Raw genomic sequence first — 12,936 nt, 5'->3', positions numbered from 1 at the left:
ATTCATCTCCTTTTTTTTTTGGATTACGCAAAATAATGCCGGTACGAAATCACGGAGTACGATGTAATGAATGCGTTTTCAAAAAAGAGTGTATGCCAGGGGAAGAAAGAAGACAACCTGCCAAATTATAGTGCATTTTAGTGATTTATAGGGTAGCGTATGGCTGAAGCCGGCAATAGTGAGAGGTATACAGTAACACAAAAACAGCATGAACAAGCGCACCGCCTGAATGTCTGGCAGCTCCTCATTCATGCTAATGGAACAAGCAGTCGCCTTGCAAATACATCTCCCGGGCTTCTTCACCCAAATATGCGGTTACATCCTGATACTCGGTGATATCGAGCCGATGCTGCCGCATGATTTTCTGAATCAAAATGGCGTCCGCAAACAGCAGCGTCTCTCAGCAAATCGAAAAATTTTGTTTGATGTTCCGAGTCCGGAAAGTAACCGGAGAGCAGCGATTCGCGATTGAAGCGACATATGGTTGTTCCTCGTTCCTCGGGCATTCTGCAATTTAAGTATTTTTACGACAATATAATACATGAATTTTGAAACTTAATTTCTTAAATATCCGTATTTATTATATATAGACAATAGTACTAGATAAGGATGAGATTATTTTGGTTCGGAAACAAACGACTGTACCATTTCTGAGAAGATATTGGGTGTCTTCTATTGGCGTATTTGTATTATCACAAATATTCTTTATTACCTCTGAAGCAACAGGTTGGATCCTTAAATACAGGGATACGGATGGAACGATACTTGGAAGGATTCTTGACACTCCTATTTTCACGGAATGGTTTCATTTCTACGAAACGCCCCAATATAATTTACTCACTGTCTTTTTTGGCGTCTTTTTTCTTGTTCCTGGAATAATAAGTGTAATCAAAAAGGTTTTTTCTCGCTAAGGATCAGCCAAGATGAGTTGAGTACTGTCGATGTCAATGCACTGTGATCTGAAAATAAAAACGGGCGCTGGTCTTAACCGGCGTCCGTTTTTTTATCCTAATCCAATTCCACCGTTCGATTCATATTGGTGCCTTCGGCGCTTTTACCCATCAGTCTGCGGAACAGGAACCTGGCCATTTTGAACTTGTTGCCGGCATCCCAGTACTCGGCCGCTTCGGCTTGGACCTTGATGAGAACAAGATTAGGATCGTCAACGTTCGTCTCCAGCAGCTGCTCGTAAACGGGGTTCCACAATTCTTTCAGCTTTTCGGTGCTGTTCACTAGCTCAGCTTCACCGCGGATGGAGACGAAGGACTTGCCGGCGTAGGCAACGTTGACCTGCCGGTTTTGCAGCAGCTCATGGAATTTGTCGGTATCTTTCTTGGTCAGGAACCACAGGTCGCCGTCGAATTCGATGTCCTGGGTCTTCATGGGACGCGAAACCAGCCCTTCTTCCGAGACGGTCGTCAGCATGGCCGTGTCGATGCCCTTCATCAATTCACGTATTTTCTCGATCGCTTCTTGGTTTTCCGGAGTTGAATTTGTCATTTTGTTCACCTTTTCCTAGTGTGTTTATTTATTAGTATTACACTTATTTACACGCTGCCAAACCAAGGGGTTTTTGATTGCATCAACTCCTGATTTGAATCCCCGTATGAACAAGCCTATATGTAACCTACCGCCAGGGTCCTCACCCGGAGAGGGGCCCAAACGGTGCTCGCGGCAAAGCGCGGACAGGGCTTAAGAGAACGGCTTACGACAAAAGAGGGCTGGGAGTTTAATTCCCAGTCCTGACACACGAATTTATCGATGAAATCAACAGCAAAACTTGAATTACTCTCGAACATCGGAAATGGCTGAACCCGTTTTTCCAACAAATTCTCCATTAACGGGAGTACCGCCGCCACTCCATTGAAGCGTATATTCTCCACTGCGCATGCCTTGCTCGAAACCCTCTTCAAAATTTCCCCATGTTATTTGGTCGTTTCCTTTAATTTCTCTAACAAAATATAAAAGTCCGGTTGCATGATGTGTCAACGTAACAGTAACGGGTTGGCTGCTATAGTTTTTCATTAAAAGTTTCATATGACCATAACCACTGTTTATTTTAAAGAATTTTTGTGCAACCGCGCCTCCCGTCACGGGGTCGCCAATGGGGTTGGACGTATCAATAACAGTTGGGCTTATGAAGTGGTCTTCGACAAAAGGACTACGAATGGGACGTTCTATTACATCGGCTTCAGGAATGACATCCTCCTGAGTTGTACTTAGCGAGGCAAAAGCAGTTACCGCTGTTGCAGCCATAGCTAAAGATATTACCGCAAAAAAAGCACTTTTGTTCTTCATAAAATCAGTCTCTTCCCCGTTTTTCTTTGTTATGTATGAGTTGGTTAATAATGTATTGAATATATGTTTTTAGTTAAATATTGTCAAATAGTTATTTTTGCATTCGGGCTTCGATTTTCTGTTTAAAAACCCGAAAGCTCTTCCTTCAGAACTTCCGGGTTTTTTCGTTATACTGCTTTGGATTCGCCGGCTTTGTTGCGCTGCGGCCTGCCTTTGGACAAAAGCGTCTTTAGCGAATCCAGATTGACGGCGACAATGCCGGCGACAATCGTGATTCCGCCGATGACCGACAAAACGGATATGGGCTCGCCGTATAACGCGGCACCAAGGCAAAGGGCGATAAGCGGCGACACGTAAAGCCAGGTGGACGGGAATACGGGGTTCGTTTTGGCGATCAGCCAGTAGAAAATCGTATGGGCCGTCATGGAGCCGGCGAAGATCAAATAAAGCAGCGATAACGCGGCTTTTGGCGCAAGCCATGGACCGATATCGATCGGTTCGACGAACAAGGCCAACAGCAAAAGCATTCCTCCGCCATACATCATCTGGGCCGCGTTCAAAGCGATGGGGGACGTATCCTCAAACCGTTTTACGACACGGCGCGAGTAGACGGTACCAGCCGAGTAAAATACTTGGCCCACCAAAACCGAGATACAGCCGATCACCCACAGTCTGCTGAAGTTGACCGTCAGGCCGGGCAGCAGCAGCAACACGACGCCCACCGACCCGATGAGGCAGCCGGCCAAGGCGTGAACGGAAAGGCGCTGCCGGGCCAGGGCCGATTGGAGCAGCAGGACCATAAGCGGGGCCGTTGCCGACAGGATGGCGGCAATCCCGGAGCTTAAATGTTGTTCCGCCCAATACAGGGTGGCGAACGTGCCGAAGGTCAGCGCCATTCCCGTCAAAAACATCTCCTTGCGAAGCAGCAGGGAGAACGAGGCTTTTCGTTTGATGACCATAAATGCGAAAAGAATGCTTCCTGCCAAAAGAAAACGGAGACCCGCAGAGAAAAAAGGCGGCGCTCCTGCATCGATCCCGACTTTGATTGCCAGAAAGGTCGTCCCGAATACGAGACACATCAGCAAATAATTGACGAATATCATGTCCATTCCTCCTTGTATGGCTTTATCATAAAAGGGGTGGAACAGAACAGATGGAATCGAGTAGAACAGATGGCGGACATATAGGTTATAATCGAAGGAAAGGGGGGAGTCATCTGAAAAGAGAGATCCTTTCCGATGTTCATTCGGATAAACTTTTTGAACAAGTGTACGACTATCTTTTGGATCGGATCCGGCGCGGGGAATGGAAGGCGCATGATAAACTCCCTTCGGTTCGCGCGCTTGCGGCCGAATTCGGCGTGCACCGGCTAACCGTATTCAAAGCTTATCAATGGCTGAAGCAAAACCATAAAGTATACGTAAAGGATAAATCCGGTTATTATGTTCAACCGGGCAGCCTGCTGTCCCCTGCTGCACAGCAGGACCCGATCGTTTCGGCTTACGTTCATGAAAGCCATCTCTCCGAAATCCACCAGGTAGAGGCCGCGTATCAATTTTCCAAAGCGCTGATCGACCCGAACCTGCTGCCGAACCGATATTTTTCCGAATACGTAAAAAAAGTGTTCGATCTGTATCCCAAAGTGCTGGGCACGTATGCGACCACGCAGGGGGACGCGGAGCTGAGGGAAGCGTTGTGCCGCTATTTCGCCGGCCGGTACCGGTTCGACCTCACCCCGGACGAGCTCCTGATCACCTGCGGTTCGCAGGAGGCCATCGACCTGATCGCCCGGGTATTGGTTAAGCCGCGGGACGCCGTGCTGCTCGAAAGGCCGACTTACAGTCCGGCGATCGATGTGTTCAGAAGGCAAGGGGCGCGGATCGTCCCCGTTGAGATTTACCCGGACGGCTATCGGCTGGATCAGGTCGAAGAATTCATGCGCCTATACAAACCGCGCCTTTTTTATATCAATCCGACCTTTCAAAACCCGACGGGATACACCGTGCCTGCGGAGCAGCGGAAGCGGCTGGTGGATCTCGCGGCCGAACATCAATGCCTGCTGATCGAAGACGATCCTTGCCCGGACATCTATTTCGGCAATGAACCCCCGCCGCCGTTTTTTGCTTACGATACTTCGGGATATACGATCTATATCCGCAGCTTCAGCAAATACGTCGCCCCGGGCCTGAGCATCGCGACGGTGGCCTGCAGGCCGGGATTGATGACCTATTTGATCAAAGCCAAATCGCTGTCGGACAGCGGCACGCCGCTCCTGAACCAAAAGATCTTTTTGCATTATTTCTTTTCGGAGCGGATGCAGCGGCATTTGGAGAAGCTTCGGACGGCGCTGGCGGTCCGCAAGGACATCATGGAGGAAGAGCTGGCCGGAACGGGCTGGGAGTGGAGAAGCCCCGAAGGGGGCTTTAATCTATGGGTCCAACTGCCGGAATCGACCCCGATGGAGGAGCTGCTTGTGACGAGCAGGGAACGTTCCATCACTTTCGTCCCAGGCTCGATTTGCGATCCGCTCCGGGAACTGAAACCTTGGATCCGCATGAGTTATTCGTTTTTGAACGAACGGCAGCTGCGGGAAGGCGTCCGGCGGTTTGTGGGGCTGTACAGGGAGCTGTCCGGAGAAAAATAGCGGAGGTTCCATATTACTTCTCGGGAATGGCCAAAAGCCTCGTTCAAGCTCGTGAACTTGAATGAGGCTCTTTTTTGTCTACTATGTCTCATTTCGATGCTTCCCGCTTGTCTTCCCCGGATGCTTCGTCTGGCGCAAAAAACGGGAAGCTTGCTTATTTGCGTCTTTTGGCAATAGCGGCTTCGGCCGCTTCCATCACGATTTCTCCCAAGGTGGGATGGGCATGGATCGTAAGCGCGATATCTTCGATGGTGGCGCTCATTTCGATGGCCAGCGCCAGTTCGGCAATCAGATTGGAGGCTTCCGCGCCGACGATTTGCGCGCCGATGATTCGCTCCGTTTCTTTTTCCGCCACGATTTTAACGAACCCCTCGGCGGCCCGCAGCGCCAAAGCCCTGCCGTTGATGGCATAGGAGGCTCTTCCCGTGACGACTTCCGTTCCGCGTGCCCGTGCATCCGTTTCGCTCCAACCGACGCTTGCGACTTCGGGATCGGAAAAGACCACAAGCGGCAGCGCCCGGTAGTCCACCTTCGCATGATGATGCTTCAGCGCTTCCACGGCTACTTTTGCCTCGTAATAAGCTTTATGCGCCAAGGCGGGACCGGCGACGATATCCCCGATGGCAAAAATGTGGGGGACGTTGGTCCGGCCTTGTTCGTCCACCGGGATCAGCCCGCGTTCCGCGAGTTTGACGCCCGCCCGATCAAGCCCCAAATTCCCGTCCGTGTTCGGACGGCGGCCGACCGTGACGAGCACGTATTGGGCCGTCGCTTGGCGCGGGTTTCCGTTTTCCTTGAAATGAACGGTTACCCGGTCAGGTTGCTGCTCGACCCGTTCGGCGATGGCCCCGGTAAAGATGTCGACCTGATTTTCCTGCAGCTTTTTGGCCACCGGACGGGTCAACTCGGCTTCGAATCCGGGAAGGATCTGATCGCCGCCTTCCAGAATGGTGACTTTGGATCCAAACTTGGCGAAGGTTTGCCCCAGCTCGATGCCGATATATCCGCCGCCGATGACGATAAGGCTTTCAGGCACCTGCTGCAGCCCCAGCGCTTCCGTCGAGGACAGGATCCTTCCCCCGAAAGGGAATGCCGGCAGCTCGATCGGACGGGAGCCGGTGGCGAGAATGCAGTGTTCAAACCGGATGCGGGTCGACGTCCCGCCTTGATCGATGATCGCTTCATGATCGCTGAGCAAACAGGCTTCGCCGCGAAACGTCTCCGTGTATTTGTTTTTCAGCAAAAAACCTACGCCGCCCGATTGCTTCTGGACGACCGCTTCCTTAAAGGCTTGCACTTCCGCAAAATCCAGGTTCGACCGGCCGCCGATTTCAAAGCGATGGGCTTCGGAGATCAGAACCTTGGACGGGATGCACCCGACGTTGGTGCACACGCCCCCGATCCGCTCCCGTTCCGCGACAGCGACGCGAAGCCCGGCTTCCGCCGCCCGTTTGGCGGCGGTGTATCCGCCCGGACCCGAACCGATCACCAAGACGTCGAACTCTTTTGTTTCGTTTGCAATGTTCACAACGTTCACCTGCTTTGGCCGTATTTTTTTGTTTCCAAATCACGATCCGCCAGCCGCGGTCTCGGACGGCATCCGGAACCCGCGTCAAGCGTAATGGGGCTGGGAAAAGCGGACGCGCGTAACGCGCCTTTCGCCAGGATGTTTCTGCGGTCGTGCGCGCCTCGCTCCAACCATGGCGTAGAGATTGACGGAAGACGGGACTTTTTTTAAAATGAATGAGACAGGTCTGTACCGTATTCACGATTATCATACAGACAGATCTGTATCATGTCAACGGGTTGGATGCCGGAAGGAAGGGGGCAGCAATGAATATGCAGAAAAAAGAAACGGCTAAAGAGCGGATTTTGCGCACGGCCATCAAACTGTTTTATAGGGAAGGCGTGAGGGCCGTCGGCATCGATCGGATCATCGAGGAATCCGGCGTGGCGAAAGCGAGCTTTTACCGGAATTTCGCGACCAAAGACGATCTGGTCGTGGCTTATTTGGCAAGATGCAACGAAGAGCTGATGAAACCGTTCGAAGAGGCGAAACGGCGGCATCCCGACGCGCCGCTGCATCAGCTATACGACGTGGTGGACAGCTTGGGCGCAAGAAGCGAGCAGCCGGGTTACCGCGGATGTCCGTTCCTGAATACGGCCGTGGAGTTTCCCGACGAAAACCACCCGACCCAACAGCCGATTGCGACATACCATCTGGAGATGCGCCGCCGGCTGCGGGAATTGGCCGAACGGGCCGGAGCCCAAGATCCTGAAACGCTTTCCGCCCAGCTGCTGATGTTATATAACGGAGCCATGATGTCGGCATATTTGGAGCGGGCTGCGTATGTTCCGGATCATTTCCTCGGCGCCGCCAAACGTCTGATTGATCAGCAAATGTAAGGCATCCAGCACAAGCCCAAACGGCCCGGTGTTCTGACACTGCCATCGATACGGCAACGCGTTTCGGGGTTTTGAAACGAGGGAAGAAGCGGAACTTTGGCTCATCAAATAAAAAAGGGGCGCCGGTCGTTCAAACGACCCGGGCCCCTTTTTTCGGTATGGAACATCGCTGGCGGATGCCCTATCACGGTTTACGGCAGAATATTTCCGGCCGCGCGGTAAATTTCATACCACTCTTCGCGAGACAACGTAATTTCGCTTGCTTTGATGCAATCCTTCAAGCGTTCGAGATTCATCGTGCCGATGACCGGCTGCATGTTGGCCGGATGGCGCAGCAGCCAGGCGATGGCGATCGTGGTGTTGCTGACGCCGTATTTGGCGGCGATTTCATCAATTTTTTGGTTCAGATCAGGGAATTTATCGTTGCCGAGGAATACCCCTTCGAAAAATCCGTATTGGAACGGAGACCAAGGCTGAATCGTAATGTCGTGCAAACGGCAGAAATCGAGAACGCTTCCGTCGCGGTTGACGGCCGATTCGTTTTCCATGTTGACGTTGATGCCGCTGGAGATCATCGTCGCATTCGTGATGCTGAGCTGCAATTGGTTGGCGACGATCGGCTGTTTCACCGCTTTTTTCAGCAGCTGGATCTGCATCGGATTTTGGTTCGATACGCCGAAGTGGCGCACTTTGCCGGAGCTTTCCAGCTGATCGAATGCCTCGGCGACCTCTTCCGGTTCCACGAGCGCATCCGGACGGTGCAGCAGCAAAACATCCAAATAATCGGTTTTCAACCGCTTCAAAATGCCGTCGACCGAATTTAAAATATGCTCTTTGGAAAAATCGAACATCCCTGGACGGATGCCGCATTTGGATTGCAAAATGATATTTTCGCGGATGTCGCTGTTCATATGTATGGCTTCCGCAAAAATTTCCTCGCAGGCGCCGCCGCCGTAAATGTCGGCATGGTCGAAGAAATTCGCGCCCAATTCCAGCGCCGTTTGCACGAAACGCTCCGCGCCGTTTTTGTCGAGGGAATTGATGCGCATGCAGCCGACGGCAACGACAGGGACTTCCAGCGTGCTGCTTCCAAGCTTAATCGTTTTCATGAATGCTGTCCTCCAGACTCATAATGGAATGATGTTTCTGCTCCGCGGCGGCGCTGCCGCCGGGAGTTTGCGGTCTTGTATGCGTTTACGCTTGATGGATAAGCAAAGCAGACAGTCTCCAATTCATTTTTGCACGTACCCGGAAAGGATTCAAGTTTATTTTATCAGCGAGAGCATCGTTTCGACGGAATGTTCGACAAATGCGCGCTCCGGACGGGCTTTCATGATGACGGTCAGCCCAATCAACGAAACGACCAGCGTTTGAGCCAAGGCTTTGGCATCGAGCCCGGCTTGAAGTTCGCCTGAACGAAGCCCCTTTTCAATCGTCTCCTGAAAAATCGCCGCCAGATACATTTCATGCTCCCTGGTAAGGATTTCGAACTTGGCGTCATGCGGCGCCAGCTCGACCATCGTATTGATGCAGAAGCAGCCCCGGTTGCCTGTCCCCGCATATTCTTCTTCCACCAATCCCTCAAAAAAAACGCGGAACGCTTCCTTCACCGACGGATGATGCTGCAGCTTCGCGCGGATACCGGCGGCATGGGCTGAAGTATACCTACGCAAAGCCGCTTCGAAAAGCTCCTTTTTATCCCCGAACGTGGAATAGATGCTTGGCCGCTGGATTCCCATGGCCGAAGTCAAATCGCTTAACGAGGTCGCTTCGTACCCCTTTTCCCAAAACAGCTGCATGGCCGCGTCCAATGCCTTGTCCACATCAAATTCCCGCTGCCGAACCATAACGGCACCCCATTTCATATCGTTCAGTATAAAATGATTGTAGCCGATCTGATGCTGAAATGTCAAAAGACTTGCCTGTCCAGACAGAGACGAAAAGCGCTAATAACCTTCTACAAAACTGCCTTTCCCGATTTCATCCGTCCATTTGTTGGTCCTCTTTCTCTTGACAGTTTACTTAAAAGGAGGTTATCGTAAGCTCATCATAACATACTGATCGGTATAATATACTTTTCGGTATAAAATAAAGGAGGCATTTGATGAACACAGAGGTTTTTGAAAAACCAATGGAAGCCCCAGCCGCGCAAATCCGCGAACATGGCGGGGAAGGTGAGGGAGGAAAGAGGCCTGCATTTTCGTTCTCGCGCCGGATGGCTTTGCTGTTTGCCGTGGCCTGCGGGTTATCCGTCGCCAACATTTATTACGCCCAGCCGCTGCTGGATGCTTTGGCCCGCGAATTCGGACTTCCGCATTCTTCCGTCGGCATCGTCATCACGGTAACCCAGCTTTGTTACGCGCTCGGATTGTTTCTGCTTGTCCCGCTGGGGGACCTGCGGAATCGGCGAAAACTCATCCCGGGCATGATGCTGTTGTCCGTGCTCGCTTTGATCGTGGCCGGTACGGCCAGCAGCACCGCCGTTTTGTTCGCCGGGTTGGCCGTGGTCGGGCTGCTTGCCGTCGTGACGCAAACGCTGGTTGCGTATGCTTCGAGTTTGGCGGCACCTTCCGAACGCGGACAAATCGTCGGTTTGGTGACGAGCGGCGTGGTCATCGGCATTTTGCTCGCCCGTACCTTCGCCGGGACGTTAACCGATATTGCCGGTTGGCGCTCCGTTTACCTGTCTTCGGCCGTGATGCTGTTCTTCGTGGCCTGCATTCTGCTGCGCTCGCTGCCCCGCGAACATCGGGATCAACCGCGGTTAAACTACGTGCAGCTGCTGCAATCGGTGCTCGCCTTGTTTATGCAGGAGAGGATTTTGTGCATTCGCGCGATGTTGGCGCTGCTTATTTTTGCTTCGTTCAGCATTCTGTGGACTTCGCTCGTCCTCCCGCTTAGCCGTCCGCCGCTGTCCCTTTCCCATTCGGCCATCGGCTCGTTCGGGCTCGCAGGGGCCGCAGGGGCGCTTGCGGCGGCAAGGGCAGGCCGCTGGGCCGACATGGGATTTGGCCAAAAAACGACCGGCATCGCGCTTGCCCTCCTGCTGCTGTCGTGGCTGCCGATCGGTTTGCTCCATCGTTCCCTGCTTTTATTGGTGTTTGGCATCCTTCTCCTGGACATGGCCGTTCAGGCGGTGCACGTCACGAACCAAAGCTTGATTTTTAACGTGCGCCCCGAAGCAAGAAGCCGGTTGACCGCCGGATATATGATTTTTTATTCGATCGGCAGCGCCGCCGGATCCATTGCTTCCACGGCAGTGTATTCCTGTTTTGGATGGACCGGGGTTTGCACGCTGGGTGCGTCCGTAAGCGCGCTGGCGCTGTTGTTTTGGGCTTGCACCCGCCGGGGCTAAGCGCGGAAGCAGTCCCCGCCATGAATGATTCATTTGGACCGGCGGGGATTTTTCATGGAAGAGACAAATGAAATTGGCAACCACCGATTTAATTTGAGATATTTAGAAAATTGTGGTTTGTTGGTAGAATAAATTCAACCAATGATGACATAGAGTGATTTGCAGATCGAAAGATTTAGGAGGCGGTTGGCGTGCAAGCCCAAGGAATCATTCCGATTTTCCGCATATTCGATGAAAGGAAAGCCAAAGAATTTTATATCGATTACCTCGGTTTCAAGCTGGATTGGGAGCACCGGTTCGAACCGAACCTGCCGCTGTATGCGCAAATCTCCTTGCATCAAGCATCCATCCATCTTAGCGAGCATTACGGGGATTGCAGCCCGGGAGCCGCCATCCGCGTCGAAATGAAAGGCATCGAAGCCTTCCATCGGCAGCTGATCGGCAAGCAGTATCGTTACTCCAGGCCCGGTTTGGAGAAAACGCCGTGGCACACCCTGGAGTGCTGCGTGATCGATCCGTTCGGCAATAAAATCGCGTTTTACGAGCCTGTGGAACCGAAGATTGCCGATATTCAGGAGCCCTTCGTAGGCGCTTGAACGCAGCCAAATGAAGATGGAAAGGAACATGCCCATGAAAACGGAAGCCGTTATTTTTGACCTCGACAACACGTTGATTAACCGGAAGCTTGCTTTTCGCGCTTATTCCGAGCATTTTATCGACCGGTTCGCATCCGTCCGGGATGCCCGGCAAAAAGAAGAATTCATCGAATTCATGCGGGTGTCGGATCGGGACGGCTACCGCGACAAACGGGAAATGGTTCAGGAATGCCTGGCTTCTTTCCCGCTGAAAAATCCGGATACGACCGCCGAAGAGCTGCTCAACCATTGGTTCGCCGAATTTTACAATTATACCGTTCTGATGGACGGAACCTTGAACGTTTTGGAGCGACTGAAACGGAAAAACATTAAACTCGGCCTGATCACCAACGGTTCGCCGCATGCGCAGCATGCCAAAATCGACAAGGCGCAAATCCGGGAATATTTCGACGTTGTGATCGTATCGGGCGAAGCGGGGTTCCATAAACCGGATAAACGCATATTTGAGCTGGCCTTAAGCCGACTGGAAGCCAAACCGGAGAATAGCTGGTATGTCGGCGACCATCCGCGGAACGATGTTTTCGGCGCAACCAGCGCCGGTTTAAAGGCCGTTTGGCTGAGAGGATTTATGGATTGGCATCGCGATCTGGACGAACCTGAGCATCGGATCGACAGCCTGGATGAAATCATCGCGTTGATCGACAAAGCGTAGAAAGGTGATGAGCATGCACCCGCAACCGCCAAACCCCGGCAACCCGGTATTGGAAACCGAGCGGCTGATATTAAGGAAATTGACGGCTAAAGACGTCGGCGACGTGTTCGCCTACTGTTCCGACGAAGAAATTTCGAAATACACCACCTGGTATTCGCATCAGACAATCGAGGATTCCATCCAGTACGTCGATCGTGTTCTCGGGTTGTACGAACAAAACGATATCGCGCCATGGGGGATCGAAGACAAGGAAACCGGAGCCGTCATCGGCACGGTCGGTTTTGTGTATTGGCATCCCAAGCATGCAAAGGCCGAATTGGCTTATGCGCTTTCCAGGGCGCATTGGAACAAAGGTTTGATGAGCGAAGCAGCGGGAAGAATCATCCGCTTCGGCTTCGAGGCGATGCAATTGGTGCGGATCGAAGCCCGGTGTCATCCGTCTAACATTGGCTCCAGCCGGGTGATGGAAAAATGCGGAATGGAATTCGAGGGGGTCTTACGAAAAAATATACTCGTAAAAGGCAAGTTCGAAGATTTGAAACTTTATGCCGTCATTCATGAAGCGAACGCCAGGGCTCACGAAGGGGGATGGAAATGAAAAAGAAATACGTATTCGCGCTTTTGTTGGTGTTTGCCGCGATTTCGCTTTTAACAGGTTGCGTCCCCGGAGACGGCACGAATACGCCCCAGCATGCCGCAGGTTTTTTCTGGGGAATCTGGCATGGGTGGATCGCGCCTATTTCATTAATTATAGGATTGTTTAAACCCCATATTAGGGTATATGAAATTTATAATTCGGGTTGGTGGTATGATGTCGGATTCTATATTGCGGTGATTAGCGGATTCGGCGGCATCTCCATTTTCCGGAGCAAAAAATCAAACAGGGATTAAGCCATAAGCCTTATAACGATGGCAACGCGGATGC

The 12,936-nt window shown here is 52.1% G+C and carries 15 protein-coding genes; 9 read left to right on the top strand and 6 right to left on the bottom strand.

Features of this window, described 5'->3' with window-relative positions:
* Positions 1 to 250 precede the first annotated feature (250 nt).
* Together AC27KL_RS12655 and AC27KL_RS12650 are read left to right on the top strand one after the other, a co-directional pair.
* Positions 251 to 472, top strand: a complete 222-nt coding sequence (locus AC27KL_RS12655; RefSeq protein ID WP_487169911.1) for a hypothetical protein — start codon at positions 251 to 253, stop codon at positions 470 to 472.
* A 148-nt stretch (positions 473 to 620) separates the two neighbouring features.
* Positions 621 to 911 carry a YfzA family protein gene (locus AC27KL_RS12650; RefSeq protein ID WP_487169910.1) on the top strand — a complete coding sequence of 97 codons (291 nt, stop codon included), beginning with the start codon at positions 621 to 623 and terminating at the stop codon, positions 909 to 911.
* Between the two features lie 97 nt (positions 912 to 1,008).
* Here AC27KL_RS12650 and AC27KL_RS12645 read toward each other — a convergent pair whose 3' ends face one another.
* From AC27KL_RS12645 to AC27KL_RS12635, 3 genes are all read right to left on the bottom strand, one after another.
* Complete coding sequence (locus tag AC27KL_RS12645; protein WP_487169909.1) at positions 1,009 to 1,500, bottom strand: pyridoxamine 5'-phosphate oxidase family protein; 492 nt, start codon at positions 1,498 to 1,500, stop codon at positions 1,009 to 1,011.
* 285 nt (positions 1,501 to 1,785) lie between these two features.
* Positions 1,786 to 2,298, bottom strand: coding sequence for a hypothetical protein (locus AC27KL_RS12640; protein ID WP_487169908.1), 513 nt, complete (start codon positions 2,296 to 2,298; stop codon positions 1,786 to 1,788).
* 167 nt (positions 2,299 to 2,465) lie between these two features.
* The gene (locus AC27KL_RS12635) at positions 2,466 to 3,401 is read right to left on the bottom strand and encodes a DMT family transporter (protein ID WP_339321212.1); all 936 of its coding nucleotides are present in this window, start codon (positions 3,399 to 3,401) and stop codon (positions 2,466 to 2,468) included.
* Positions 3,402 to 3,514: 113 nt separating this feature from the next.
* Between AC27KL_RS12635 and AC27KL_RS12630 the strand changes: the two genes are divergently transcribed.
* On the top strand, positions 3,515 to 4,942 hold the full coding sequence (locus tag AC27KL_RS12630) for an aminotransferase-like domain-containing protein (RefSeq protein ID WP_487169944.1): 1,428 nt from the start codon (positions 3,515 to 3,517) through the stop codon (positions 4,940 to 4,942).
* A gap of 154 nt (positions 4,943 to 5,096) precedes the next feature.
* On the opposite strand, the gene lpdA is transcribed toward AC27KL_RS12630, so the two are convergent.
* On the bottom strand, positions 5,097 to 6,470 hold the full coding sequence (gene lpdA / locus AC27KL_RS12625) for a dihydrolipoyl dehydrogenase (protein ID WP_487169907.1): 1,374 nt from the start codon (positions 6,468 to 6,470) through the stop codon (positions 5,097 to 5,099).
* A gap of 305 nt (positions 6,471 to 6,775) precedes the next feature.
* Here lpdA and AC27KL_RS12620 point away from each other — a divergent pair, with 305 nt between their 5' ends.
* Positions 6,776 to 7,348, top strand: a complete 573-nt coding sequence (locus tag AC27KL_RS12620; RefSeq protein WP_487169906.1) for a TetR/AcrR family transcriptional regulator — start codon at positions 6,776 to 6,778, stop codon at positions 7,346 to 7,348.
* 191 nt (positions 7,349 to 7,539) lie between these two features.
* Here AC27KL_RS12620 and AC27KL_RS12615 read toward each other — a convergent pair whose 3' ends face one another.
* Together AC27KL_RS12615 and AC27KL_RS12610 are read right to left on the bottom strand one after the other, a co-directional pair.
* Positions 7,540 to 8,457, bottom strand: a complete 918-nt coding sequence (locus AC27KL_RS12615; protein WP_487169905.1) for an aldo/keto reductase — start codon at positions 8,455 to 8,457, stop codon at positions 7,540 to 7,542.
* A gap of 156 nt (positions 8,458 to 8,613) precedes the next feature.
* The gene (locus AC27KL_RS12610) at positions 8,614 to 9,195 is read right to left on the bottom strand and encodes a TetR/AcrR family transcriptional regulator (RefSeq protein WP_339325177.1); all 582 of its coding nucleotides are present in this window, start codon (positions 9,193 to 9,195) and stop codon (positions 8,614 to 8,616) included.
* A gap of 368 nt (positions 9,196 to 9,563) precedes the next feature.
* Here AC27KL_RS12610 and AC27KL_RS12605 point away from each other — a divergent pair, with 368 nt between their 5' ends.
* The 5 genes from AC27KL_RS12605 (at position 9,564) to AC27KL_RS12585 (ending at position 12,902) form a co-directional block, all read left to right on the top strand.
* The gene (locus tag AC27KL_RS12605; protein WP_487169943.1) at positions 9,564 to 10,703 is read left to right on the top strand and encodes an MFS transporter; all 1,140 of its coding nucleotides are present in this window, start codon (positions 9,564 to 9,566) and stop codon (positions 10,701 to 10,703) included.
* Between the two features lie 191 nt (positions 10,704 to 10,894).
* Positions 10,895 to 11,299 (top strand): glyoxalase superfamily protein, encoded by a 405-nt coding sequence (locus AC27KL_RS12600; RefSeq protein ID WP_487169904.1) that lies wholly within the window; start codon positions 10,895 to 10,897, stop codon positions 11,297 to 11,299.
* 28 nt (positions 11,300 to 11,327) lie between these two features.
* Positions 11,328 to 12,011, top strand: a complete 684-nt coding sequence (locus AC27KL_RS12595) for an HAD family hydrolase (protein WP_487169903.1) — start codon at positions 11,328 to 11,330, stop codon at positions 12,009 to 12,011.
* Positions 12,012 to 12,024: 13 nt separating this feature from the next.
* Entirely contained in the window at positions 12,025 to 12,609 is a 585-nt protein-coding gene (locus AC27KL_RS12590; protein ID WP_487169902.1) for a GNAT family N-acetyltransferase, read from the top strand.
* Entirely contained in the window at positions 12,600 to 12,902 is a 303-nt protein-coding gene (locus tag AC27KL_RS12585) for a hypothetical protein (protein WP_197070034.1), read from the top strand. Before AC27KL_RS12590 ends, AC27KL_RS12585 begins: the two co-directional genes overlap by 10 nt.
* The last annotated feature ends 34 nt before the right edge of the window (positions 12,903 to 12,936 follow it).

The organism is Paenibacillus sp. YAE3, from assembly GCF_057546105.1.
Note: the sequence above shows the minus strand (reverse complement) of the source record. Positions and strands in the feature narration are given on the sequence as shown.

What these genes read in the sequence shown, in the direction of transcription:
- AC27KL_RS12640 (WP_487169908.1), bottom strand. Translation starts at nt 2,298, where the DNA reads ATGAAGAACAAAAGTGCTTTTTTTGCGGTAATATCTTTAGCTATGGCT.
- AC27KL_RS12620 (WP_487169906.1), top strand. Translation starts at nt 6,776, where the DNA reads ATGAATATGCAGAAAAAAGAAACGGCTAAAGAGCGGATTTTGCGCACG.
- AC27KL_RS12610 (WP_339325177.1), bottom strand. Translation starts at nt 9,195, where the DNA reads ATGGTTCGGCAGCGGGAATTTGATGTGGACAAGGCATTGGACGCGGCC.
- AC27KL_RS12585 (WP_197070034.1), top strand. Translation starts at nt 12,600, where the DNA reads ATGGAAATGAAAAAGAAATACGTATTCGCGCTTTTGTTGGTGTTTGCC.
- AC27KL_RS12635 (WP_339321212.1), bottom strand. Translation starts at nt 3,401, where the DNA reads ATGATATTCGTCAATTATTTGCTGATGTGTCTCGTATTCGGGACGACC.
- AC27KL_RS12615 (WP_487169905.1), bottom strand. Translation starts at nt 8,457, where the DNA reads ATGAAAACGATTAAGCTTGGAAGCAGCACGCTGGAAGTCCCTGTCGTT.
- AC27KL_RS12655 (WP_487169911.1), top strand. Translation starts at nt 251, where the DNA reads ATGCTAATGGAACAAGCAGTCGCCTTGCAAATACATCTCCCGGGCTTC.
- AC27KL_RS12595 (WP_487169903.1), top strand. Translation starts at nt 11,328, where the DNA reads ATGCCCATGAAAACGGAAGCCGTTATTTTTGACCTCGACAACACGTTG.
- AC27KL_RS12645 (WP_487169909.1), bottom strand. Translation starts at nt 1,500, where the DNA reads ATGACAAATTCAACTCCGGAAAACCAAGAAGCGATCGAGAAAATACGT.
- AC27KL_RS12590 (WP_487169902.1), top strand. Translation starts at nt 12,025, where the DNA reads ATGCACCCGCAACCGCCAAACCCCGGCAACCCGGTATTGGAAACCGAG.
- AC27KL_RS12605 (WP_487169943.1), top strand. Translation starts at nt 9,564, where the DNA reads ATGGCTTTGCTGTTTGCCGTGGCCTGCGGGTTATCCGTCGCCAACATT.